This is a genomic window from Ancylomarina subtilis (assembly GCF_004217115.1).
Lineage (GTDB): Bacteria > Bacteroidota > Bacteroidia > Bacteroidales > Marinifilaceae > Ancylomarina > Ancylomarina subtilis.
Genome location: NZ_SHKN01000001.1, coordinates 2,104,914 through 2,130,639, shown reverse-complemented (window position 1 = coordinate 2,130,639; position 25,726 = coordinate 2,104,914). Strand labels below are relative to the sequence as shown.

Here is a 25,726-nt window from a genome sequence, read left to right as displayed (position 1 = left end):
AATTTACATTTTGATCGATGAGAATGGTTCTTGTTTGTTATAGGCTCTTTAGCCATCAAATTAAACTAATTTGTAGTACCTTTATCCTTTAAGAAAAGAAAGATACAGAGAATGGATTTTGAAAATATTAAGAAAAAACTTGAACAATATAAAAGTGAAGGCAAACGTATGTTTGCAAGTTCTTCATTTCAAACACATAGTATTGTTTTGCTTCATATTATAAGTCGTATCGATAAAGAAATACCCATTTATTTTATAAATACGGGTTTCTTATTTCCGGAAACGATCGCTTATAAGGATCAATTAGCAAAAGAATTTGGTTTGAATATTATAGATACCAAATCAGATGTACCGAAATCTTTGCAGAAAGATGCAAAGGGTAATTTTTTGTTTACTTCCGATCCCGATCATTGCTGTCATATCAACAAAGTTCAGCCTCTTGACGGTGTTTTAGCTGACAATGATGTTTGGATTAATGGAGTGAGAGCTGATCAGTCAGCTGTTCGAAAGGCTATGGAAGTTGAACAGGAAGCCCCTCATGATGTGATTCGTTTTCATCCGATGCTCGATTGGAGTAAAAAAGATATTTACCAATATCTTAAAGAATGGGATTTGCCACGTCATCCGTTGGAGGCGCAGGGATACGACAGTATAGGTTGTGAACCTTGTACGAGAAAAATGATGATAGGTGATGACAGAGGTAGCCGCTGGTTTGGTATGAAAAAAACTGAATGTGGTTTGAATACCGATTTGGTTGTCAAAAAAAAATAGATTAACATTCTGAAAACCCTAGATATTATAAGCATATGAAAGTATTAATTACAGGAGGTGCAGGATATATTGGTACAGAACTTTGTATCAAGTTAGATAAAAATCCTAGAGTTAAAGAGATTATTGTTCTGGATAATCTTAGCAGAGGCAATTATAATTTGTTTTTGCATTCGCAGATAAAGCCAGGTAAGCTAAAGTTTGTAAAAGCGGAATTACTTGATTCCCGAAGCCTTGATAAGGTGGTCAAAGATGTTGATGTGGTTTATCATTTAGCTGCTGTAAATAAGGATGATGAGAAATTGCATCATTTGCATGAGCAGGTGAATAACTGGGGAACTGCCGAACTGACTTATGCTATTGAGGAAAGTCATGTGAAGCAAGTGATCTATTTAAGTTCGATTGCTGTCTATGGTGATTCTGATCAGGAGTTTACGACGCAATCAATCTTCGAGCCCAATACGTCTTTGGGAAGTTCCAAGAGGAGAGGTGAACAGCATATTGAACGTATAGGGGCTAAGATAAAAACACATATCCTTCGCTTGGGTGAGGTTTATGGTTACGGAGCAAGTTTGAATATGGACGGGCTTTTGAATAGCTATATGTTCGATTCTCATTTTGTTGGTCGTATTTCTATTCAAGGAAATGGAAATCAGAAGCAATCCTATATTTCTTTAAATAAAACGGTTGAGATTTTGGCTAATTTACTTGATCATGAGTTGGCAGGAGGAACCTACAATTTGGTTGATGATCAGAAATCAGTTTTAGATTTGATTGACGCATTGAAAGAATTGAATCCGGATATGGAAATGGTTTTCACGAACAATCATCTAGAATTACCCAACCATATTTCAAAGGCTGACGATGCCTTAATGGCTTTGTACACCAGTCCTGAACTTAGTTTTGAAGAGGAGCTTGAAGATTTTAAAAAGCACTTGCAAACATCAAGTTTATAGGTGAAATTTAGATAAAATATAGGGAGCCACACATCGTAGATGTGTGGCTCTTTTTACATAGGATCGACATCAAATTGAATCATTACCGTTTTGAATCGTTCGATGGCTTTTAAGTTATTAGCCTCTCTATTAAGAATCCATTTTGCTTTTGCAGGTGAACTTTTTTTCTCGATTTTCAAAAGAATATTAACGATGTAATAGTTCTGAATACGACTGATTAAAGGTGCTTGAGGACCAAAAATGCGAATGCCAAATATTTTTCGTAACGAATTGGCGAGCACGTTGGCAGCCTGTGTTAAAATTCCATTGTTTTTGTGTTTGAGGGTGATATTTATTAATCGATAAAAAGGAGGATAAATAAATTCTTCTCGCTCTGACATTTGAGTTTGATACATGCTCAAATAATCATTCCTAATGACAGACTGAACAATAGGATGTTTGGGGTCGTGTGTTTGTATGATTACTTTTCCCTGTTTGTTTTTTCGCCCCGCTCGTCCTGAAACTTGGGCCATCATTTGATAGCTACGTTCATGGGCTCTAAAATCAGGAAAATTGAGCATGGTGTCGGCATTTAAAATACCCACCAATGAAACATGGTCAAAATCCAGACCTTTTGAAACCATTTGTGTTCCTACCAGAATATCCAGTTCCTGATTTTCGAATTTATAAATAAGTTTTTCGTAGGCTGATTTACTACGGGTGGTGTCTAAATCCATTCGTGCAATTCGAGCTTGAGGGAAAAATCCACGCAATTCATCTTCAATTTTTTCAGTGCCAAAGCCCTTGTCAACCATATCAGTCGATTCGCATTGTTTGCAGCTATTGGGCGGTTGTGTGCTATGTCCACAATAATGGCAGACCAGTTGATTGTTGTACTGGTGATAGGTTAAACTTACCGAACAGTTTTCGCAATGGGGGACCCAACCACACGACTTACATTCCAGAAATGGGGCATAACCTCGTCGATTTTGAAAAAGAATCACCTGCTCTTTATTATCAAGGGCGAGTGTAATTCCCTCATAGAGCTCAGGTGTGAAGATGGATTTCATTCGTTTTTTACGCTTGGCTTCTTTTAAATCAGCCAATTGTATTTCGGGCATTTTAATATCTTGGAAACGGTGCATTAATTCGACCAAAGCATACTTGCCTTGTTTGCAGTTGGCATAGGTTTCTATAGCTGGTGTGGCTGTGCCTAAAAGCGTTTTTGCCTGATGCAGATGTGCTAAAAACAAGGCTGCATCCCGAGCATGATAGCGAGGTGCAGGATCGAATTGTTTGTAGGTGTTTTCGTGTTCTTCATCGATAATAATCAGACCTAAGTTATGAAAGGGCAGAAAGATAGATGAGCGCACGCCCAAAATGACCTGATAGGATTTTTCAGGATTATTCTGTTGAATATTATTATACACTTCAACCCGTTCGGCATCGTTAAATTTTGAGTGATATACGCCAACCCGGTTACCAAAAACACGCTTCAGTCGGCTGATGATTTGGGTGGTCAAAGCAATTTCGGGAAGCAGATATAAGACCTGTTTGCCCAAGTTTATTTGTTCCTGAATCAGATGAATGTAAATCTCAGTTTTACCACTGGACGTAACGCCGTGTAATAGAGTCGTATTTTTAGACTTGAAGTTATCCCGAATTTCGGATATGGCTTTTGATTGATAGGCGTTAAGTTCCTTTAGCGGGGTAGTTTCTGAGTCAGAAAAATCCAGTCGATCAGTACTCTCGAAATAGATTTCCAGAATTTTTTTATCAACAAGTGCTTTCAAAATCGATGAGCTTGATTGACTTGAAAGTAAAAGTTCTGCAGCTGTTACCTTTTCAGGTTTTTCAGCGATACTATGTTTTGACAGGTTAAGATAGGCAAATAGGATCTCCTGTTGCTTTTTAGCTCGACTGAGCCCATTTAAGACTTCTCCCAGTTCATTTTCAGAGAAATCCCGAAATAGCTTAACGTATTTAATTTGCTTCTCCTTATAGGAACTTAAAACACGTTCTTCAACTTCAATAGCGCCTTTTTCGAGTAGTTTTTTTAATTGAGGAAGTGCATTTTTCAACCCACTTGCCTGGTTTAGAGTTTGAATATTAACATCCTTCGAGTTTTTAAGGATGCCCAAAATCAACTCTTCGGTTTTTGAGAGTTGCTTGTCTGCCGTAAAATCTTTTCGATATGATATTTTGGTTTGACTCTCTAATTTTAAACCTGCAGGAATGGCAGCTTTATAGACTTCTCCTAAATTACATTGGTAATAATCCGATATCCAATCCCAAAATGAGAATTGCAGATTGTTGATCAGGGGGGATTCGTCGAGACAGGCAACAATATCTTTCACTTCATATCCTTCCGGAGGATTTGAATGGATGTTTCTGACAATGCCTGAATAGATTTTTTTGCTTCCGAAAGAAACAACAACCCTTTTGCCAACAGCTACTTCATTCTGTAATTCCCAGGGAATCGAATAAGTAAATAGGCCAGCTAGGGGAAGTGGAAGTATAAGATCTGCAAAAAGGGAGCCTGCGTTCATAATTCTGACATTTTTCTCAAAGTTATGTCTTGTGACGAATATCTCAAGACTTGAGGGGGAAAACTTTTAAAAAAAATGCAGTGAAAACGCAGTGGCCTTTTGCAGAAATTAATGTTTAATTAGATAGAAAGAATATCATTAATACTAACCAATGACTCTTTTACCTTCTTTTTATTCTTAATGGTTTTGTTGAAAGGCACGTGAGTGACTTCTCCGTGTACCATTCCTACCATAATACTTTTTTGATCATCAAGTAAAGCATCTACAGCAGCCACACCTAATGTACTGGCAGTCACACGGTCGAATGCTGATGGGGCACCACCACGCTGCATATGTCCCAGAATCGATACTCTAATATCATATTCAGGATGCTTTTTCTCTATCTCTTTAGCAATGGTATAAGCTCCACCTGATTTATCCCCTTCGGCAACAATCACAATACCTGAGTTTTTATGACCTTTATAACCTTTAGCCAAGTATTTTTCAAGATCTTTTGTGTGTGTTTGACGCTCTGGAATCAAAATCGCTTCAGCTCCTGTAGCAATACCACTTCTTAGGGCTAAGAATCCGGCATCACGTCCCATCACCTCGATAAAGAATAAACGGTTGTGTGCACTGGCTGTGTCACGAATCTTGTCAACAGCATCGATAACGGTGTTTAAAGCCGTATCATAACCAATGGTGTAATCTGTTCCGTAAAGGTCGTTATCAATTGTTCCTGGAATACCTACAACCGGAATGTCATATTCCTGTGTAAAGATACGTGCTCCGGAAAAAGTACCATCACCACCAATTACGACTAATGCGTCTATTTTAGCAGCAAGCATCTGTTCGTGTGCTTTCTTTCTTCCTTCAACGGATCTAAACTCCTGGCTTCTGGCAGAACATAAAATTGTTCCTCCTTTTTGGATAATGTTACTTACATCGTATGATTGCATAGGCATGAAATCACCATGGATTAATCCTTCGTAGCCTTGTTTAACTCCAACGACTTCCAGATTATTATAAATGGCTGTTCTGACTACGGCACGAATTGCTGCATTCATTCCGGGCGCATCGCCTCCTGATGTAAGCACCCCAATTTTCTTAATTCTCGACATGCTAATAATTTATTTAATTTCTAATTTGATGTTCTGTGCTATTTGTTCCATTAGCCAACTTGGTGTAGAGGTTGCCCCGCTAATTCCAATCGATTTGGCTTTGGTTAACCAAGTCATTTCAACTTCATCGGGATGAGAGACGAAATAACTTTGAGAATTCTCTTGCTTACAAACGTCGAACAAGAGTTTGCCGTTTGAACTTTTTTTTCCACTTACAAAAATGACCACATCGTGTTTTCTTGCAAATTCACGAATATTGGGCATTCTGTTTGATACCTTTCGGCAAATGGTATCGTTTATTTTTAATTCACTCTGACATTTTACTTTTAAAACCTCAGATATTTCGTTGAATCCGGAAATGGTTTTGGTTGTCTGTGAGAATAGAATCACAGGCTTGTCCCAGTCCACTCCATTTAAATCTTCAATACGTTCAATGACTATCGCTGAGCCTTGGGTTTGTCCAACTAGACCATTGACTTCAGCATGTCCTTTTTTTCCGTAAATAAGAATTTGTCCTCCCGTCTTTTTCGTTTCCAGATACGTTTTTTTAATCCTTTTCTGTAGGTTTAAAACAACGGGACAAGAGGCATCTATAACCTCAATATTGTTCTCCTTTGCTTTTTGATAGCTCGCCGGAGGTTCGCCATGAGCTCTGAATAAAACTTTCGCATTCGAAAGTTTTTCAAAATCTTCATGGTTAATTGTTTTTAAGCCCTGATCTTTTAATCGATCAACCTCAATATTGTTATGCACTATGTCTCCTATGCAAAAAAGTGTTTCATTTTTTGCAAGCGTTTCTTCTGCTTTTTCAATGGCGTTAACCACTCCGAAACAAAAGCCTGAATTAGGGTCAATTTCAATAATCATATTTTAGCGCCATTAGATTACAGAATTGAGATTAACATTCGATTCGTTTCAGATTCGAGCAATGATCTCAGTTCATAGACCTAAATTATTCAACTTCTGCCATTCTGGCAACAATCCAATCCAACTGTTCTTCTTTGGTCATATGACTGTTGTTTAATACAATGGCGTCGTCTGCCTTTTTCAAAGGACTTTCATCTCTGTTTTCATCGATGAAATCTCGTTTCTTCACATTTTCACGAATGGCATCTAAAGAAATATCATCTCCCTTTTCTTTCAGTTCTTTATATCTTCTGATGGCTCTGACTTCAACATCAGCTGTCATGAATATTTTTAGGTCGGCATTTGGGAATACAACCGTTCCAATATCACGACCATCCATAATGACAGCACCAGCTTCGCTTAGTTTACGCTGAAGGGCAACCATTTTTTCGCGAACAAATTTGATGGTTGCGATTAAGCTCACGTTGTTAGAAACTTCGAGGCTTCTGATTTCATCTTCAACCAATTCATCGTTCATAAACGTTTCATGACGTTTTAACTCATCGTTATAGCTGAAACTGATGTGAATATCGTTGATTAAGTGAGCTAATTTGTTTTCATCAAGTTTGTCGCCATTTATCAGATTATGACGCATAGCAAAAAGCGTAACAACCCGGTACATGGCACCACTATCAATATAAGTGTAATTTATTTTTTTTGCTAAATCTTTTGCCACGGTACTCTTCCCGCATGAAGAATGACCATCAACGGCTATGATTAGTTTTCGTTTTGCTGTGTTCATTGTGTTTTGTTGTCGATATATTTTGTGATATCGTCAACAAAAGTATAAAGAAAATCCTTGAAAAGGTTAGATTTTACGGGCAAAATTGACGCCCTGCACCCCTGTTTTTCTCTGTAAACGATTGCAATAAGGGGTTTGCTCAAATATATTTTGATGAAGGAGTTTAAATATCTTGAATTGAAGGAGATGGAGAAGAAAAAAAAGGGGATTGGCTTTTTTAGCTAAATGATGAGTTGGTATTCATCATTTAGCCTGAATATTTTATCCTTTCAAGTAGTGATCTAGAATTTGTCTTTCTGTGATTTTAAACGATCAACTACTTCATATACAGCCGGACAGTAGTGTGTGTTTTTAAGGGTTAAATTTAATATCTGATAAAAACGTTTTCTGTCGGTGTGAGGGTACTCCCGACAGGCTCTGGGGCGCTGTTCATAAACCATGCAGTAGTTATCCGGCATAAGAAAAGGACAGGGAGCCTCCTTGAAAACATAGTCATTTTCATGATCCAAATTCAAGTACTGGTCAATAAAAGCCGAAGGTTTCATTCTCAGATGTTTTGCCATTCTTTCAATATCCTTATCGATAATAATGGGGCTGATGCTTTTACAGCAATTGGCGCATTCCAAACAATCAATTTCTTCGAAAACCTCGTTGTGAAGGCTATGTGTGATATCGTCGAGTTGTTTGGGTTTTTTCTTTTTAAGTTTCGCAAAAAAAGTCTTTGTATCAGCTTCCGTATTTTTTGCTTTTTCCTTTAAAGCTTCTATATCGATTTTATATGTTGTCATAATTTATACTGCTTTTCTTCTAAATTTAAGCTGCGATAAAAATAAGCCGCTTATAACGACCATCATACCTGCAATTTTTTGAAAATTTAAAATCTCACCTAATACAAAATAAGCGAATATGGCTGTAAATACGGGTATCGCATTAATGAAGATGTTGCTTTTGGTGATTCCCAAATGAGTTAAGCCGTAAGTAAAGAAAACGAATGCCAAAGTTGAAGCAAATACTGCAAGTAAAAGCAATGCAATCATCACTTCCTTAGTTGGTGTTGCATGGATGAAATTTTGCCAGTCGAATATTAAGAAGACTGGAAGAAAATAAATGATCCCCAGTGTATTCTGATAGGTGATTAGGGTGACTGCGTTGTATTTTGAAGCCAGGTTTTTTAAGACAAGTGAATATGCAACTGCAGATCCTACAGCAACAAACAGGCAGAATAAACCAATGGGAGATACAATCAAAGAAAGACTTTTGTCGAAAATAATAATCCCAACCCCCAATATGGAAACTATGATGCCTATGACATTCATGTTATTTAATTTTTCCTTGTGGAAATAATAAGCCGCTATGGATGCAAATAGGGGAATGGTTGAGATGACAACAGCGCCAACGGTTGAGGAAACAAATTTTAATCCAAAACTTTCGCCCATGAAATAGAGAAAAGGTTCGAGAAACGCCAACACCAAAAGACTCGGTCTATCACTTTTATCAATTGGACTTATTTTTTTGAAACCTTTCCCAAAAGCAAATATAAGCGCAGAGGAAATGAGTAGGCGCAGGAAAACAGTTGTGACGGGGTTGTAAACCAAATAAACAACTTTAACCCACACAAAAGAAAAACTCCAGAATAACATGGCTAGAATTATACTGCCATACACAAGCAACGATTTTCGATTCATTGTTTTGGAACTAAATTTAAGGTGTGCAAAAGTAATCAAAAGCTCGAATGATTTATCTGAAAGTTTGGACATAAAAAAACGCAGATACTTTTAATTAAGTATCTGCGTTTTGCATTGGGTGGATGATCGGTTTCGAACCGACGACCTCTGGAACCACAAACCAGCGCTCTAACCAACTGAGCTACAACCACCATTTGTTCCCTTTTGCGATGCAAAGATATGAAAAACTAAAGTTAACTTCCAAACACAAATGTAAAAAAAAGTGCAAAAATATTTCCTCTATAAGCGATTGTTGTTGCAAAGCAACGAGTTAGACATATATTTTTTTTTCAGAAATTTATTTGTTTTCCTTTGTAGGGTGAAAAACTAGACTTTAATTCGTAGAATTATTGAAAAAACAGATCTAAAATGGAATTTTATATAGACGATGAACAGGTAGAAAAACAATTTCAGGAATTGTTTAAAGAGATTCTTCAGTTAAGAAACGGGGAAGTTCATTCTGAAATGAAAAAATATGGATTGAATTATTCGAAGGCTCTTGGAGCTTCAGTAATCAACTTGAAAGAATTGGCTGAAAAATACGAGCCGAATCATTTGTTGGCTCAGAAATTGTGGAGTAAGGCTTTTCGTGAGAGTCGTATTGTTGCGACGCTTCTCGAGCAACCCGAAGCAATGAGTGAATTGCAGTTGAAGCGATGGGTTGAGGAATCTGAAAGTAACGAGATATTGGAGCAGTTATGCATGAATCTTTTAGTTAATCTATCAGATTTAGAGAATCTTTTGCCAAACTGGATGACGTCTGAAGACGAGAAGTTAATCCTTTGTGCAACGATGATTGTCGGTCGATTGGCTTTAATTGACAAAACCAGAGAGAGTAGATTGTTTGAATCTTTTGTCAGTTTACTGCCAGCCTGTCCGCGACACACTTATTTGATAAAACAATTGCCACGAGCTTTGGGAAAGATTGCGCGAAGAACAGATGAATTGAAGGGATTGGTATTTGCCCAAACGCAAAGCCTGAAAGATTCTGATGATAAGTGGCTTGAAATATACGAAGAACTAATGGCTGAATTTCCAGATGAAAAATGAGATCTGATCTCAGAATTTAATTACTGAAATGTGAAATAATTCACCTAAATTTGGGTTTCATAAAAAAACATAATGGGAAATCCTTGCGCTGCTTTTGTGTTGAAGGGTTTTTCTATAAATAATATAACATTATCAGACAGGTACAAATCTGTTGTGATAGTTTTAACAGAATTAATAAATACGATTATGAGTTTAACAAAGAGTTCAAATCCCGCTTTTAGTGATAAGTTTTTTGCAAAAGCAAGCTATGGTACTTATGAAGATACCATGACGGTTAGTGGCACTGTAAACAAAATTGCCTTAATGTTGTTGTTGGTTGTTTCTGCAGCGAGTTATACCTGGGGCTTGTATTTTGAATCGGTTCAGACGGGTGGTTTATCTACAGTGATTATGCCTTGGATGATTGGTGGCGGTATTGCTGGTTTTGTATTGGCTTTAATCACGATGTTTAAACCTGTATGGTCACCGTTCACAGCTCCTGTTTATGCAGTTTGCGAAGGTTTGCTTTTGGGTGGACTTTCAGCCTCTTTCAATGCGATATACCCGGGTATCGTTATGCAGGCCGTTGGTTTAACTTTTGCCATCCTATTTATGATGCTTTTTGCGTATAAATCAGGAATGATAAAAGTAAATAAGAAGTTTAGAACGGGTGTTATTGCCGCGACAGGAGGTATTTGTCTGTTTTATTTAGCATCGTGGGTTTTAAGTATGTTTGGTGTAAATATGGGGTTTGCTTTTGGAAATAGCTTGGTCAGTATTGGCATTAGTCTTTTTGTGGTTGCAATTGCATCTTTAAATTTGGTTTTAGATTTCGACTTTATTGAAAAAGGTGCTCAGAAAGGCGCTCCAAAATATATGGAATGGTATGGCGCTTTTGGTATCATGTTAACTTTAATATGGCTTTATCTTGAGATTTTAAGATTACTTTCAAAGATCTCCAGTCGTAACTAATTTACTCGATAAAGTAATCCCAAGTTGTAATATTTATATCAGCAAATGAATATAATAGAAGTTGTTAATGATAGTCAAAAGCAGTTGTTTTTAGACCTGTCTCGAATTCTTTATAAAAATGATCCTAATTTTGCTTGTCCTTTGGATGGGGAAATTGATGGCATATTCAATCCTAAGGAAAATTCGTTTTATAAGCATGGTGAAGCTATTCGTTGGATACTAACCAATGAGTCTGGCGAGCCGATTGGACGAATTGCAGCTTTTATTAATACCAATAAGGCTTATACATTCGATCAACCTACAGGAGGTTGTGGTTTTTTTGAATGTATAGATAATAAAGAGGCCGCTTTTTTACTTTTTGATACCGCAAAAAACTGGTTGAAAGAAAGAGGAATGGAAGCCATGGATGGACCGATCAATTTTGGTGAAAATGATAACCATTGGGGCTTGTTGGTTGATGGTTTTATACCACAGGGGTATGGTATGCCTTATCACAAAGCCTATTATCAGAATTTTTTCGAATCTTATGGATTCAAGGTCTTTTTTGAACAATACAGCTATCATTTGGATAGAACGAAGGGATTGTCAAAACGTTTTTTGAAAATTGCTGAATGGATTGCGAAAAAACCCGGATTTGAATTTGAACACTTTAAGTTTTCTAATTCGGAGAAATATATCAACGATATTATTGAGGTTTATAATGAGGCTTGGAAGTTTCATGATAATTTTACACCTATTGATATTGAAGACATTCGCAAAATAGCCAAAGAAGGTAAGGGGATACTTGAAGAAGATTTTATTTGGTTTGCGTATCACGAAGGAAAGCCAATTGCGTTTTTTGTGACCATGCCGGATTTAAATCAGATTCTGAGAAAAATGAATGGGAAACTCGGTTTTTGGAATAAGTTGAAGTTCTTTTATTATCTCAAGCGGAAAACCATTACCCGTGCTCGTATTACGATTATGGGGGTGGTGCCAAAATATCAGCGATTCGGAATTGAGTCGGCAATATTTTTTCATATGAATGAGGCGATTAAAAAGAAACCTCATTACACCGAATTGGAGTTGTCCTGGGTTGGTGACTTTAATCCTAAAATGATCTCGATTTATGAGTCGGTTGGTGGGGTTAGAATGAAAACACATTACACCTATCGTTACCTTTTCGACCGCAATAAGCCCTTTAAAAGAACACCTATTATCCCTCTGGAAAACAGAGGAACTAAGGCTTCTGAAGAATAAGTGGAATAAATGTTAGATTCTTTGACCATTTCTTTGCAAAATTAATTACAATATATACCTTTGCAGTCCATTGGAAGAAGATTATAAGAAATTTTAAAGAGAACAAAATGAAACAAGGAATACATCCGGAAAACTACCGTCTTGTAGCTTTTAAAGACATGTCAAACGAGACTGTTTTTATCACTAAGTCAACAGCTAGAACTAAAGAGACTATCGAGATTGATAACGTTGAGTACCCATTGGTAAAGCTTGAGATCTCTAACACTTCTCACCCTTTCTACACTGGTAAGATGACTCTAATCGATACTGCAGGACGTGTTGATAAGTTTATGAACAAATACAAGAAACACCTTAAGAAATAATCTTATTGTGTTTTTAGAATATAAAAAAAGCTCCGATTTATCGGAGCTTTTTTTATTTTTGATTATCCAAACGAAAATAAATACACAATGAACTATATTCTTTTTGATAATGAAAGCTGGCAGAACTTTCTGCCATTAACATTTACACGTCCGATCTCTGAAATAAGATTGGGGATTCTAAAGATCTCTGAGAAGTGGACTAAATTCCTCGATCAGGAAATCAGCTATTTGACTCAGGATTATCTTTCGAAAAAATATCCAACTAAGCGAGACTCTGAAAATATTCTGATTAATGCCTGTGTTTTACCCAATAAGGCGTTAGTTGATGCGATTTCATCATTATCTCAAGGACAAGCAATAGTTTGTAATGGAATTTTAATTGCAATTGCATTAGATGCCGAGGGCTTGTCGGGCTTTGATGCTTCATTACCTAAAATTACTGAGAAGCTTACTTTTGAAGGTGAATTGCAGCGTATTGAAAAGACTTACGACATTTTTCAATTGAATGATAAAGCTCTTCGCGATGATTTTGAACTCTTAACTGCGGGAAGAAAATCTCAACCGATTAGTAAGACTGTAAATGTACTTGGTGAAGAGAATATCTTTTTGGAAGAGGGTGCAAAAGTGGAATTTGCGACACTTAACGCAAACGAAGGTCCTATCTATATTGGCAAAGATGCCGAGATTATGGAAGGGGCATTGGTTCGTGGTCCTTTGGCTATGTGCGAACATTCAGCTTTGAAGCTTGGAGCAAAAGTCTATGGTGCAACAACTTTAGGTCCTTATTGCAAGTCGGGAGGGGAGTTGAGCAATGTGGTATTTTTGGGTTATGCCAATAAAGCACATGATGGATTTCTTGGTAATGCAGTTATTGGTGAATGGTGTAATATTGGTGCAGATACCAATAATTCGAATTTGAAAAACAACTATTCGGAAGTGAAGCTTTGGAATTATAAATCAAATCGATTTGATAAAACAGGTTTGCAGTTTTGTGGGACCATAATGGGTGATCATTCCAAATGTGGTATCAATACCATGCTAAATACAGGAACTGTTATCGGTGTTAGTGCAAATGTGTATGGAGCGGGTTTTCCCCGAAACTTTATTCCATCTTTTTCAATGGGAGGAAATCATGGTTTTCAGGAATACAGATTAAACGCCGCACACGATGTGGCCCAATTGGTGATGCAACGCCGAGGTCTGGAGTTCGATGAAATCGAAAAAGACATTATGGATCATGTGTTTGAGATGACAGCTAAATATCGAAAATCTTTCTAATTGTTTGTTTCTTGGCACAGGTATTGCCTATTGACTGTGTAGTGTGAAAAGAGAGTAAGAGTGCGTCAATATGTCACGATCTGTTGACTGTTATGGCATTCTTGTATTATAATGACAGAAATAAGACTAAGATAGATATGAGTAGTAAGATAGAAATCAATATAGGAAACATGGGCCTAACTAATTTGATGGATGAGGACTCTGATTTTATTCCAATTATTGCGGATGAGGATGAGAGTGCCATTGATGAATTTGTTGTGCCTGACAGTTTGCCAATTTTACCACTTCGAAATACAGTGCTTTTCCCAGGTGTGGTTATTCCAATCACAGTTGGGAGAGAGAAGTCGTTAAAGTTGGTAAGAGAAGTTTATGCGAATAAAGGACTTTTAGGGGCGGTTTCACAAATTGACTATGAGGTTGAAGAACCTGAAGTTGATGATATGCACAAAATTGGTACCGTGGCACAAATCATTAAGATTTTAGAAATGCCCGACGGAACCACCACTGTTATTTTGCAGGGGAAGAAACGTTTTGAGCTTGAAGCCATGTTGCATAATGAACCCTTTCATGTTGCAAAAATAAACACGCTTAAGGATATACGTCCGGAAAAGGACAATAAAGAATTCAAGGCTCTTGTAGGCTCAATAAAGGATATTGCTATCAAGGTGATTAAGTTGAGTCCTCATATTCCTAATGAGGCGACTTTTGCGATTAAGAATATTGAAGGTTCATCTTTTCTAATCAATTTTATATCGAGCAATTCGGAAATAAAATTGAAGAAGAAACAAGGTCTTCTTGATATCAGTTCATTGTATGACAGAGCAATGAAACTATTGGAGCTTTTATCTGCTGAGGTTCAAATTTTAGAGCTGAAAGATGATATTCAGTCTAAGGTGAAAACTGACATGGATCAGCAACAGCGAGAGTACTTGTTGCATCAGCAAATGAAAACCATTCAGGACGAGCTAGGAGGAAACCCTGGTGAGGAAGATGTGATGGAGCTCGAAGAAAAGGCTCTTGAAAAAATGTGGAGTGATGAAGTGGCTGAAGTTTTTGAGAAAGAACTGAAAAAGTTGCAACGTCTGAATCCTGCAGCTGCTGAATATTCAGTGCAGTTGAATTACCTTCAGGAAATGATTGATCTGCCTTGGAACGAATATACTAAGGATAATTTCGATCTGAAAAATGCACAGAACGTGTTAGATGCCGATCATTTTGGATTGGAGAAAGTAAAGGATCGTATTATTGAGCATTTGGCTGTTTTGAAATTGAAGGGAGATTTAAAATCACCAATTCTATGCTTATATGGCCCTCCGGGTGTTGGTAAAACTTCACTAGGGAAATCAATTGCCAGTGCACTTGATAGAAAATACGTGAGAATGTCACTGGGTGGTTTGCACGATGAGGCCGAAATCCGTGGACATAGAAAAACATATATAGGTGCCATGCCTGGTCGTATCATTCTAGGTATGAAAAAGGCGAAGTCATCTAATCCGGTTTTTATTTTAGACGAGATTGATAAGGTGGGGGCAGATCATAAAGGTGATCCGTCATCAGCTTTACTTGAGGTTTTGGATCCGGAGCAGAATAATGCTTTCCATGATAATTTCCTTGATGTGGACTACGACTTATCTAAGGTGATGTTTGTTGCGACAGCAAATAATGTTGGTGCTATTCCAGCGCCTCTGCGCGATCGTATGGAAATGATTGATGTGAGTGGTTATATCACAGAGGAAAAAACCGAGATTGCTAAACGTCATCTGATACCGAAACAATTGGAAAATCATGGCCTGACAAATGATCATGTTACGATTTCTGATGAAGTGATTGTTCAGATTATTGAGAAATATACACGTGAATCAGGTGTGCGTGGTTTAGATCAGAAGATTGCCAAATTGATGCGTGGTGTCGCTAAGAAAGTGGCTATGGAAGATAGTTACGGCAAGGCGATAAAAGTTGAAGAACTGAAATCCTACTTGGGTGCCGAACGTTTCAATCGTGATAAGTATCAGGGGAATGAGTTTGCAGGTGTTGTGACCGGTTTGGCCTGGACATCAGTAGGAGGAGAGATTCTTTATGTTGAGTCAAGTTTAAGTCCGGGTAAAGGTAAGTTAACACTTACAGGTAATCTGGGAGATGTGATGAAAGAATCGGCTCTATTGGCTCAGGAATATTTGAGAGCACATGCAACGAAGCTTGATATTAAACAAGAAGCCTTTGATAATTGGAATCTTCATATTCACGTTCCGGAAGGAGCAATTCCTAAGGATGGACCGTCTGCAGGTGTCACTATGATTACATCTATCGCTTCAGCGTTTACGCAACGTAAAGTGAAGAAAAATCTGGCTATGACCGGTGAGATTACTCTAAGAGGAAAAGTCTTGCCTGTAGGAGGAATTCGTGAGAAAATTTTGGCTGCCAAGCGTGCAGGAATCAAAGAGATTATTCTTTGCCACGAGAATGAAAGGGATATCGATGAGATTAAACCAATTTATTTAAAAGGTTTAAAATTCCATTATGTAGAAGATGTAATGGATGTTCTTGATATTGCTTTGATGAAACAAAAAGTAAAGGAACCCGTTAAAATTTAAAACTCATCCTTTGTTTTAGACAAAGGGAATTGAGCTATAAATAATTTTTTAGGGACTGTCGTTTATACACGGCAGTCCCTTCGTTTTTTTATGCTCTTATCGATTGCTCAATATTTTTATTAATTTTAATCGAATAAAGAGAGCAAAATTCGCTTCTTTGTAGTCTATACACACTATATTTTACTGTAAAATGAACCTTCTGTTATGAATGGAAAAGGGAAATATTTAATTGCGGCTGTCGGGATGCTTTTTTTAGGGCTTATATTTTGGTATTTCAGTGCCATATTAGCCTATATTGGAATTGCTGTTGTACTTTCTTTTATTGGGCGTCCGGTTGTCGATTTTCTCAATAAAGCAACTATTAAGAAGCATCCTATTCCAACAAGTGTTTCTGCCGGTTTAACCTTGGCTTTACTTTGGTTGGTTATGATCGTATTTTTTCGAACTTTCATTCCAATGATTGTTGAAGAAGCCAAACAGCTATCCGATATTAACGTGCAATCAGCCGTTCACAGCTTGGATGAACCCATTCGAAATATTGAAGCTTTTGTCTCAAAATATTCTACGGAAGGAAGTGATTTTAAAATTCAGGCCTTGATAACTGAGAATCTTTCTTCTGTTCTTAAATTTTCGGATATATCCTCTGTTTTTGGATCTCTTGCAGGAACCGTTGGGGGATTGTTTATCGCCTTATTTTCCATATCATTTATCACTTTTTTCTTTCTGAAAGACAGCAGTCTCTTTGTAGATTCCCTTGTCCTTTTAGTTCCTGAAAAGAATGAGGAGGGCGTTCGTCATGTTCTCGAATCAATTAAGAATTTATTGATGCGTTATTTTGTTGGCTTGTTTTTCGAAGTGATTCTCGTCGGAACAATGGTAACTATAGGTTTAACGATTGTGGGGATGGGATTCAGTCATGCCGTTGTGATTGGTTTGTTTGCTGGACTTATAAATGTAATCCCTTATATTGGGCCAATTATTGGGACCATGTTTGGTTTGATTATCGGAATTGCGACGAATCTTAACGTCGATTTTTATACTGAGGTTGTTCCACTTTTAGGTTATACGGCTCTTGTGTTTCTAATTGTTCAGTTGATTGATAATATCCTTTTTCAGCCACTCATTTATTCCAATAGTGTGAATGCACATCCTTTGGAGATTTTCATTGTGATTCTTTTGGCAGGCTCTATGTCGGGTATTTTAGGAATGATGTTAGCGATCCCTGCTTATACAATCTTTCGGGTGATTGCTAAGGAGTTTTTCAATAAATATCGCTTTGTCAGAAAACTGACGGAGAAGATATGATTTGAAAATTGATATATAAAGGAAGGCTGTTTCATTTGAAACAGCCTTTACTTTTATAATGCTTTTAATATTTATTCTACAGCTTTTTCCTCGCTGATTCTATCCAGTAAAGCTTGTGGTAATTTTTTCTTAACCTTGGCGCCTAGTGTGCGAATTTTTTCAGCACGACCAACCAAATTACCAGTGCCATCATAAAGTTTTTTCATCGACTCCTGATACAGTTTTTGAGAACCATCCATTTGTTTGCCAAGCTTAATAAGATCTTCAACAAAACCAACAAATTTATCGTATAGGGCACCACCTTGACGGGCAATTTCCATGACGTTTCTATTTTGGTTTTCCTGTTTCCAAATGGATGAGATCGTACGGAGAGTTGCTAACAATGTGGATGGACTGACGACTACAACTTTGTTGTCCCAGGCATAACCGAAAAGTTCCTGATCAGCCTGTACCGCAACAGAGAATGACGATTCAATGGGTACAAACATTAAAACAAAGTCGGGGGTGTTTAAGCTATCTGAACTTTGATAGTGTTTCTCTGCCAGGCCTTTTATATGACTTTTAAACGAAGCAATATGCTCTTTTTGGAAGACTTCTCTCTCTTCGTCAGTCGTCGAATTTACAAAACGCTCGTAGGCTATAAGTGATACTTTTGAGTCAACAATAATGTGTTTTTCTTCCGGTAGACGAATGATCACATCCGGGCGGATGGATTGTCCATTGTCATTTTTCATGGCAACTTCTCTATCGTATTCCTGACCTTTGGTTAGTCCTGATCGTTCAAGAATACGTTCAAGAACAACTTCGCCCCAATTACCTTGCTTTTTCACATCACCCTTAAGAGCCTTAGTCAAGTTGTTGGCTTCATCAGAAATCTTTGTATTTAAATCGTAAAGTTTTCGTACTTCTTCTCGTAAGCTGATCTTATCGCGCAACTCTTTATCGTAGGTTTCTTCTACTTTTTTCTCGAAAGAGATTAGCTTTTCCTTTATTGGACTCAAGATTTCGTTCATGTTCTTTTGATTTGAACTGCTGAATTCTTTTGAGTTTTCTTTAAGGATTTTATTTGCAATATTCTCAAATTCAGTGGTGAAACGCTTTTGAAGTTCTTCGAGTTCTTTTTTCTGAGTATCGAGTTTTTCTTCAAGGTTCTTGCGTTCGGTAGCCGATATCGAAACCGAACGGTTTAATTTCTCGTTTTTGTCTCTCTCTATCGCAAGTTCTGTCTGTAATTCCTGTTTTTCATTCTGAAGATTGTTGGCTCTTTCTTCAAATTTCATTTTAGATTGATCCAATTCACTCTTCTCAAGAATAAACATATTCTCTTTTTTCAACAGTTCTGCACGATGATTTGCTTCGGCAAAAGATAATTTTTTCCTTAAAATCAGCCAGGCGATTATCATTCCTTTTAAGACTCCGATAGCGAGATATAAAAATTCCATAGAAAAGAATTTATTTGAAGTTTATTGAGATGTCGTTTTGTTAAGTTGAAGCTATGCTTCCGGTTTTTCAAAGTTCTTTAGCTCCATTGATTCACCATCGAAAACCGCATAGGTGAAATGAGAGATCCAATCCCCCGTATTGATGTAACGGGCGTTTTTGTCAAGTTGTATATCTGAAGGCCAGTGGCGATGTCCGAACACAAAATAATCAAAATCTTCATTTTTCAGAATATCATTGGCAAAGAGGACGAGCCATTCTTTGTCAGTGCCTCTAAATTGATCAGCTTCAACTTTTCCATCGCTAAGTCTGCTGTGCGAAGACCACTTGTGAGCTATACCAATCGCAAAATTGGGATGCAACCTGGCAAATGCCCACTGTAAGAATTTATTGGTGAAAATCTTCTTTAGCATTTTGTAACCTTTGTCGTGTGGACCCAGGCCGTCCCCATGAGCTAAAAAGAATTTTTTGCCATAAATTTCAGTTTTTATGACATCGTGATGAACGATAACACCAATTTCTTGAGGAAGATAATCAAAAACCCAAATGTCATGGTTCCCCGTGAAGAAATGCACTTCAATTCCTGAATCGCAAATCTCGGCTAACGTGCCTAAAAAACGGGTAAATCCCCTGGGAACAGCCTTTCGGTATTCAAACCAGAAATCAAAGATATCCCCCATCAGGTAGATTGCTTTTGCATCTTTTTTTACCTGATTGAGCCACTTCACAAACAACTTTTCTCGTTCGAGATTATTGTTTAGAGCAGGAGCTCCCAAGTGTACATCAGAGGCAAAATATATTTTTTTTCTGGTTGTCATGTTTTGGTCTGGTTAAACTATATATTGAGTTTGACAGAAACGATACCTTTCAATCAAACTCAATTGATTGTTTTTTTATTTGATGTAATCAGCTATCTTCTCTTCAAGAGCTATACCGTAAAGATTTTTTCCGACAATTTCACCTTTTTGACTGATTAGGTAGTTTGCAGGAATTTGTTGAACGTTAAAGTTACGAACAGCCAAACCACTTCCGTTTTCCAAATCGCAAACATTTATCCAGTTCAGTCCATCTTCTTTAATGGCCTTTTTCCATAGTTTTTCATCCTGATCAATCGAGACCTGATAGATTTCCAAACCTTTGTTTTTGTATTTTTTATAGATGTTTTTAAGCGTTTTGTTTTGTTTTCTTGAATTGACATCTTGTGAAGCCCAAAAACTTAAAATGATGAATTTTCCATCTAAAGAATTTAGATTTACCTCTGTTCCTTTTGTGTTTTTAAGGGTAATGTTTGGATAATTTGTACCCTTTTCTGCGATCATTTCTTTAACCTTTAAATTGGTCAACCTGTCTTGCATAGTTTTCAGGTTAGCTAAAACAGCTTTGGTATATTCATGTTCCGGATATAAGGCTCTCATCGATGAAGCAACGATTTTTGCATACTTGATGTCTGCATTCTCATTTAGTGTGTATGTGTCCTTATCAATTTTCTGATAAAGGGCTAAGTAGCTCGAAAGAGAGGTTGCATTTTTCATGATGAAGTTTGCTGAAAAATCTCTTTGATCCTGAATGACTTCAATGTATTTAGCCAATAAATTTTGAGAAATACTCGAGTAGTTTGGGTCAGATTTTTTTTCTTTCAATTCTTTTTTGATGACTGCCAGACTATCTTTTGTTTTGTTTAATTTATCATTCAAATCTTTAACAAAGGCGGAGCCTGTTGATCCCGAAACAATATAGGCACTGTTCATATGAGAAGCAATTGAGTTGACTTCAACTTCCTCGTTGGGAGCAGTGAGTAGTGTAATTAACTTACCATTTGAAAGGCGTAATAAATAAAATTCAGGTTGTGTTGATTTGGTTTTAAAGCTGAATTCACCGTCCTTATCAAGTTGGACAGAGTCAATTGTTTCTTTGCTGGCCGTATGAAGTTTATCCAAATAAAGAGTGATCCCATCACCTTTTTGTATACGACCCGTTATTTTAATCGTATTTTCCTGATTACAAGCAAACAATAGGAGTAGGGGAATTGCAAATAATAGTTTCTTCATTTTTGTCGTTTTTTATGTCTTTTTAATAAAACGCACCCGTAATTTGATATTCAATATTGGATCTGTATGATCAAACGAAGTGCGCTATATTGTTAAAAATCTTTTTTGTAATAATTAAAGCCGAAAATAGTAATAATTTCCTGTATTTACACTCAAATTTATTGAACAGATTGAGTTTCTAATTATTTATAAATAGAGTTTTGATTAAGAAAAATTGTCATAAAACATTCGCGTGGCTAAATAATAAAGTTTAAATTTAGTGAGAATCGAGAATGATCACCTATACGAAAGGCTTATGCAAAAGGGAGTACAAAATCAGAAGTTCGGAACCGCACCCGTTTTTTTTACTGCAATATCGACCATACTAGGAGCCGTTTTGTTTCTTAGATTTGGTTACGCTGTTGGGAGTGTAGGTTTCTGGGGGGTGATTCTAATTATTTTATTGGGGCATATGGTAACCATCCCAACCGCTTTTGCAATTTCTGAGTTGGCTACAAATAAACGAGTTGAAGGAGGCGGAGAATATTTTATTATTTCCCGATCATTTGGTTTAAATATCGGAGCGACAATTGGCTTGGCTCTTTTTCTTTCTCAAGCTATTTCCGTTGCTTTTTATGTGATTGCTTTTACCGAGGCTTTTGAGCCGTTATTTAATTGGGTGCAATCGACTTACGATTTGTCTTTGCCAAGGCAAGTTGTTTCGGTTCCGGCAATGTTGTTGTTATCAGTTTTGATTTTGAAAAAAGGGGCTAATCTGGGGGTTAAAGCTTTGTATTTTGTGGTAGCTATACTTTTTATCTCTTTGGTTTTGTTTTTCTTTGGCGATACGGTACATGCTTCAGCCACAGAATCCAGTCTGTTAAATTTTGAATTTCGAAATTCTGGTGATTTTTATGTGATTTTTGCCATTATTTTCCCGGCATTTACTGGAATTACAGCTGGTGTTGGACTTTCAGGTGATCTGAAGAATCCGGCAAAGTCGATTCCCTGGGGAACAACAGCTGCGACTTTCATCGGCATGATTATTTATTTCTTTGTTGTTTACAAGTTGGCGAGATTTGCCAGTGTAGAAGATCTCTTGGGTAATCAATTGATCATGAGTAAAATTGCCATTGGTGGAGCAATTGCGATTCCTTTAGGTTTGGCAGCATCTACTATTTCCTCAGCTTTGGGTTCGGTTATGGTGGCACCAAGAACCTTGCAAGCTCTTTCAGTTGATAAATCTTTACCATCTGGTGGTTTGAACAGATGGCTATCCAAAGGGCGAAAAAAAGATGGCGAACCTATAAATGCCTCAATTGTGACCTGTTTGATTGCAATGTTTTTTGTTTTTCTTGGTGATATTAATGCTGTCGCTGGAGTGATTTCGATGTTCTTTATGGTGACTTATGGATCGCTTTGTTTGATCTCTTTTCTTAATCATTTTGGATCGTCTCCCAGTTATCGTCCTTCTTTTAAGTCGAAATGGTATTTATCATTGCTTGGCTTCATTGTCTCGGTTTTAGTCATGTTTAAAATAAATACCATTTACGCCATTTTGTCTATCGTACTCATGGTATTGATGTATTTGTACATCAATTCTTATCACAAGAATAGGAATGGATTGGCTTCTATATTTTTGAACTCCTTATACCAACTGAATAGAAATGTGCAGGTTTTTTTACAAAAATCAGGGAAAAAGCGTGTACAGGAGTGGCGACCAAGTGCAATCTGTATTTCAAAAGATTCTTTTGAACGAGACACTGCGTTTAAGTTATTAAATTGGATTGCTTATAAGTATGGTTTTGGAACCTATTTGCATCGAATTGAAGGGTATTATTCCAAGGCTACTCACGAGCAAGCTAAAAATGAACTTGATTTATTGGTTAGTCGGTCTGAGAATGTTGGAAATCATGTTTTTGTCGATACGATTATTTCACCGTCCTATACTTCTGCGATAGCGCAAGCTATTCAGTTGCCGGGAGTTGCGGGTATGGAGAATAATATGGTGATTTTTGAATATGACAAAGAAAATACTCAAAATTTAGATGATATTATCGAGAATTATGCACTAGCTAATGCGGGTAATTTTGATTTCTGTGTGCTGGGAAGTTCTAAGCAGCAATTTAAGCTGAAATCGGATATTCATATTTGGATAAAACCCAGTGATGCGGATAATGCGAATTTGATGATTCTTTTGAGCTTTATTATTGCTGGGCATCCCGATTGGAAAAAAGCAGACATTAAAATTTTTAATATCTGTAAGGCAGAACAAGCTGAAGAAACCAGAGCTAGTCTTGATGAGATGATAGCTTCTGGTCGTTTACCAATACGAAGTACCAATGTTGAAGTTTTACTTGTGCAGGAAAATGTTTCACCTAAGGCTATGATTAATGAACGTTCCGAACATGCTGGTTTAACGCTGATAGGTTTTAGAGGTGATATGGTCAAACACGAAGGTGCTGAAGTGTTTTTAGGTTACGAAAAATTGGGTCATGTCTTGTTTGTAAATGCGAACTCTAAGAAAGAAATTGGATAGATAATTTCTTACACGGTTTCAACTTGGGTGAATCTCTTAAAAAAAACTAAAGGCTGGTCCTGGCTATTTTTAAAGATTTGAATTTGTTTATCTTTGTTGGGAAAACAAATAAAAATACCGCTTGTGAATAAATCTGAATTGAATCGTATTTTCGAATCCTTCTCCGATTACAACATACTTATTATAGGTGACGTTATGGTTGATGCCTACGCCTGGGGCGAGGTTGATCGTATTTCGCCGGAAGCTCCTGTACCCATTTTTTCATGTTCAAGTCGCGAAAATAGATTGGGTGGAGCGGCTAATGTGGCTCTGAATATCAAATCGCTTGGAGCTAATCCTATATTGTGCTCTGTGATTGGTGATGATGACCGAGGAAAAGATTTTGTCAAACTTCTATCAGAAATTCAGCAGGAACAATCGGGTATTGTTGTGAGTTCGCATCGAAGAACAACAGTTAAAACCCGATTTATCAGCAACAATCAGCACGTTATTCGTATCGACGAAGAAGATACGCATGAGTTGGCTGATGAAACCGAAGTGGATTTTATTGATCATGTCCTGAATATATTAGATAATCAGCAAATACATGCCATTGTTTTTGAGGATTACGATAAGGGGCTAATTACAAAGAAATTGATTGAAACGATTACCGATAAGGCCAAGCAAATGGCTATCCCCGTTTTAGTTGATCCTAAAAAACGCCATTACGCCGATTATAAAAATGTCACTTTATTTAAGCCGAATTTTAAGGAGTTTCTTGAGGGATCGAATTTGATTCTGGAAAAAGGTGATATGGATGGTTTATTTAGAGCTGCAAAACAATTTCAAACTGAAATGGGCGTTGATAAGTTGTTAATAACCTTGTCTGAATTGGGTGTTTTTATCAGTAACGAGAACACCTATGAGCATATTCCGGCTGTAGTAAGAAAAATTGCTGATGTGTCCGGAGCGGGTGATACTGTCATTTCGGTGGCAACACTTTGTCTGGCATCAGGAATGAATGCTGCTGAAATAGCGGCCATTTCGAATCTTGCAGGGGGTATTGTTTGTGAAATTCCTGTGGTGGTTCCAATTGATAAAGAGCAATTGTTAAAAGAGAGTTTGAAACTATATACTGAGAATTAAGACCAGACAAATTGTTTATAACTTGATGCTTATTTTTAATAAGTCTGAGTGTATCCGGATTTTAAATGTCTTATAAAATATTATCTTTGAAACTATTGAAATTCTGATCTGATGAGACTGGGATGTAAGAGATTATACCCGGTTGTATTTTGGTTCAGTTTGTGCTGAAAGTAAGTGTTGTATCTACAGAGGAGAGATGAATTGTATTCATTTTCTCTGACTTAAATGGGAATTGTTTATGGCTAAAATAATCGCTCTTGCAAATCAAAAAGGTGGTGTTGGGAAAACGACAACAGCTATCAATCTAGCATCCAGTCTTGCCGTTTTGGAACATCGTGTTCTTATTGTCGATGCTGATCCACAGGCGAATGCAACATCGGGTTATGGTTTTGATGTTCGTGCTATTGAAAATAGCTTGTATGAGTGTATTGTTGATGGTACGAATCCAAGAGAAGCAATTCTTAAAACAGATATGGAAGGTTTGGATATTCTTCCTTCACATATTGATTTGGTTGGAGCCGAAATTGAGATGTTGAATTTGGCTAATCGTGAAAAAATCCTTTTGAATGTATTGAATACCCTTCGTGATGATTACGATTATATTCTTATCGACTGTTCGCCCTCACTCGGATTGATTACTGTGAATGCATTAACAGCAGCTGATTCAATTTTAATTCCTGTTCAATGTGAATATTTCGCACTTGAAGGATTAGGGAAACTTTTAAATACAATCAAAATTATTCAGAGTCGATTGAATCCGGATTTGGAGATTGAAGGTTTCTTACTTACCATGTATGACAGTCGATTAAGACTATCAAATCAGGTGGTGAGTGAAGTGAAAAAGCATTTTCAGGATATGGTTTTTGAAACCATTATTCAACGAAATACAAAACTAGGCGAGGCGCCATCTTATGGTAAGCCTGCTATTTTATACGATGCCGAATCAAACGGAGCAATCAATTATTTAAATCTGGCTCGCGAGCTGGTTGAAAATAATGCTGACGTAGAAGAGGAACATCAGGAGAACGAAATTGAGCAATAAAAAAATGCGATTCGATTAGGTTTTTCACTTGATCGAATTCATATTTTATAATG

The 25,726-nt window shown here is 37.0% G+C and carries 21 protein-coding genes and 1 tRNA gene; 12 read left to right on the top strand and 10 right to left on the bottom strand.

What is annotated here, in order from left to right:
• The first annotated feature begins 111 nt into the window (after positions 1-111).
• Positions 112-771, top strand: a complete 660-nt coding sequence (locus EV201_RS08705) for a phosphoadenylyl-sulfate reductase (protein WP_130307196.1) — start codon at positions 112-114, stop codon at positions 769-771.
• A 35-nt stretch (positions 772-806) separates the two neighbouring features.
• Positions 807-1,724, top strand: coding sequence for an NAD-dependent epimerase/dehydratase family protein (locus EV201_RS08700; protein WP_130307195.1), 918 nt, complete (start codon positions 807-809; stop codon positions 1,722-1,724).
• Between the two features lie 53 nt (positions 1,725-1,777).
• Here the strand turns inward: EV201_RS08700 and priA are convergent, their stop codons facing one another.
• The 7 genes from priA to EV201_RS08665 form a co-directional block, all read right to left on the bottom strand.
• Positions 1,778-4,252: a replication restart helicase PriA gene (priA, locus tag EV201_RS08695; protein WP_130307194.1), complete on the bottom strand. Its 2,475-nt coding sequence runs from the start codon at positions 4,250-4,252 to the stop codon at positions 1,778-1,780.
• 119 nt (positions 4,253-4,371) lie between these two features.
• Complete coding sequence (pfkA, locus tag EV201_RS08690) at positions 4,372-5,352, bottom strand: 6-phosphofructokinase (RefSeq protein ID WP_130307193.1); 981 nt, start codon at positions 5,350-5,352, stop codon at positions 4,372-4,374.
• 9 nt (positions 5,353-5,361) lie between these two features.
• Complete coding sequence (locus tag EV201_RS08685) at positions 5,362-6,219, bottom strand: 4-hydroxy-3-methylbut-2-enyl diphosphate reductase (protein ID WP_130307192.1); 858 nt, start codon at positions 6,217-6,219, stop codon at positions 5,362-5,364.
• Positions 6,220-6,304: 85 nt separating this feature from the next.
• Complete coding sequence (gene cmk, locus EV201_RS08680) at positions 6,305-7,000, bottom strand: (d)CMP kinase (RefSeq protein WP_130307191.1); 696 nt, start codon at positions 6,998-7,000, stop codon at positions 6,305-6,307.
• A 281-nt stretch (positions 7,001-7,281) separates the two neighbouring features.
• Complete coding sequence (locus tag EV201_RS08675; RefSeq protein WP_242610467.1) at positions 7,282-7,788, bottom strand: YkgJ family cysteine cluster protein; 507 nt, start codon at positions 7,786-7,788, stop codon at positions 7,282-7,284.
• 3 nt (positions 7,789-7,791) lie between these two features.
• Positions 7,792-8,685, bottom strand: coding sequence for a DMT family transporter (locus tag EV201_RS08670; protein ID WP_165389623.1), 894 nt, complete (start codon positions 8,683-8,685; stop codon positions 7,792-7,794).
• A gap of 117 nt (positions 8,686-8,802) precedes the next feature.
• Positions 8,803-8,876: transfer RNA gene (locus EV201_RS08665), tRNA-His, on the bottom strand.
• 217 nt (positions 8,877-9,093) lie between these two features.
• Between EV201_RS08665 and EV201_RS08660 the strand changes: the two genes are divergently transcribed.
• The 7 genes from EV201_RS08660 (at position 9,094) to EV201_RS08630 (ending at position 17,500) form a co-directional block, all read left to right on the top strand.
• Positions 9,094-9,774, top strand: a complete 681-nt coding sequence (locus EV201_RS08660; protein WP_130307189.1) for a DNA alkylation repair protein — start codon at positions 9,094-9,096, stop codon at positions 9,772-9,774.
• A 186-nt stretch (positions 9,775-9,960) separates the two neighbouring features.
• The gene (locus EV201_RS08655) at positions 9,961-10,725 is read left to right on the top strand and encodes a Bax inhibitor-1/YccA family protein (protein ID WP_130307188.1); all 765 of its coding nucleotides are present in this window, start codon (positions 9,961-9,963) and stop codon (positions 10,723-10,725) included.
• Positions 10,726-10,770: 45 nt separating this feature from the next.
• Complete coding sequence (locus EV201_RS08650; RefSeq protein ID WP_130307187.1) at positions 10,771-11,964, top strand: N-acetyltransferase; 1,194 nt, start codon at positions 10,771-10,773, stop codon at positions 11,962-11,964.
• Between the two features lie 107 nt (positions 11,965-12,071).
• Entirely contained in the window at positions 12,072-12,326 is a 255-nt protein-coding gene (locus EV201_RS08645) for a type B 50S ribosomal protein L31 (protein ID WP_129252730.1), read from the top strand.
• A gap of 87 nt (positions 12,327-12,413) precedes the next feature.
• Positions 12,414-13,604, top strand: a complete 1,191-nt coding sequence (locus tag EV201_RS08640) for a GlmU family protein (RefSeq protein WP_130307186.1) — start codon at positions 12,414-12,416, stop codon at positions 13,602-13,604.
• Between the two features lie 137 nt (positions 13,605-13,741).
• Positions 13,742-16,195 carry an endopeptidase La gene (gene lon / locus EV201_RS08635; protein ID WP_207224421.1) on the top strand — a complete coding sequence of 818 codons (2,454 nt, stop codon included), beginning with the start codon at positions 13,742-13,744 and terminating at the stop codon, positions 16,193-16,195.
• Between the two features lie 204 nt (positions 16,196-16,399).
• A complete protein-coding gene (locus EV201_RS08630) occupies positions 16,400-17,500 on the top strand; it encodes an AI-2E family transporter (RefSeq protein WP_130307185.1) in 1,101 nt (366 codons plus the stop codon).
• Between the two features lie 71 nt (positions 17,501-17,571).
• Here the strand turns inward: EV201_RS08630 and EV201_RS08625 are convergent, their stop codons facing one another.
• The 3 genes from EV201_RS08625 to EV201_RS08615 form a co-directional block, all read right to left on the bottom strand.
• A complete protein-coding gene (locus EV201_RS08625; protein WP_130307184.1) occupies positions 17,572-18,942 on the bottom strand; it encodes a DNA recombination protein RmuC in 1,371 nt (456 codons plus the stop codon).
• Positions 18,943-18,993: 51 nt separating this feature from the next.
• Entirely contained in the window at positions 18,994-19,758 is a 765-nt protein-coding gene (locus EV201_RS08620) for a UDP-2,3-diacylglucosamine diphosphatase (RefSeq protein WP_130307183.1), read from the bottom strand.
• 75 nt (positions 19,759-19,833) lie between these two features.
• Positions 19,834-20,988: a TlpA disulfide reductase family protein gene (locus EV201_RS08615; protein ID WP_130307182.1), complete on the bottom strand. Its 1,155-nt coding sequence runs from the start codon at positions 20,986-20,988 to the stop codon at positions 19,834-19,836.
• Positions 20,989-21,283: 295 nt separating this feature from the next.
• On the opposite strand from EV201_RS08615, the gene EV201_RS08610 reads away from it, so the two are divergent.
• The 3 genes from EV201_RS08610 (at position 21,284) to EV201_RS08600 (ending at position 25,673) form a co-directional block, all read left to right on the top strand.
• On the top strand, positions 21,284-23,506 hold the full coding sequence (locus EV201_RS08610; RefSeq protein WP_130307181.1) for an APC family permease: 2,223 nt from the start codon (positions 21,284-21,286) through the stop codon (positions 23,504-23,506).
• A gap of 123 nt (positions 23,507-23,629) precedes the next feature.
• Positions 23,630-24,631 carry a bifunctional heptose 7-phosphate kinase/heptose 1-phosphate adenyltransferase gene (locus EV201_RS08605; protein ID WP_207224420.1) on the top strand — a complete coding sequence of 334 codons (1,002 nt, stop codon included), beginning with the start codon at positions 23,630-23,632 and terminating at the stop codon, positions 24,629-24,631.
• Positions 24,632-24,869: 238 nt separating this feature from the next.
• Positions 24,870-25,673, top strand: a complete 804-nt coding sequence (locus EV201_RS08600; RefSeq protein WP_130307180.1) for a ParA family protein — start codon at positions 24,870-24,872, stop codon at positions 25,671-25,673.
• Positions 25,674-25,726: the final 53 nt, after the last annotated feature.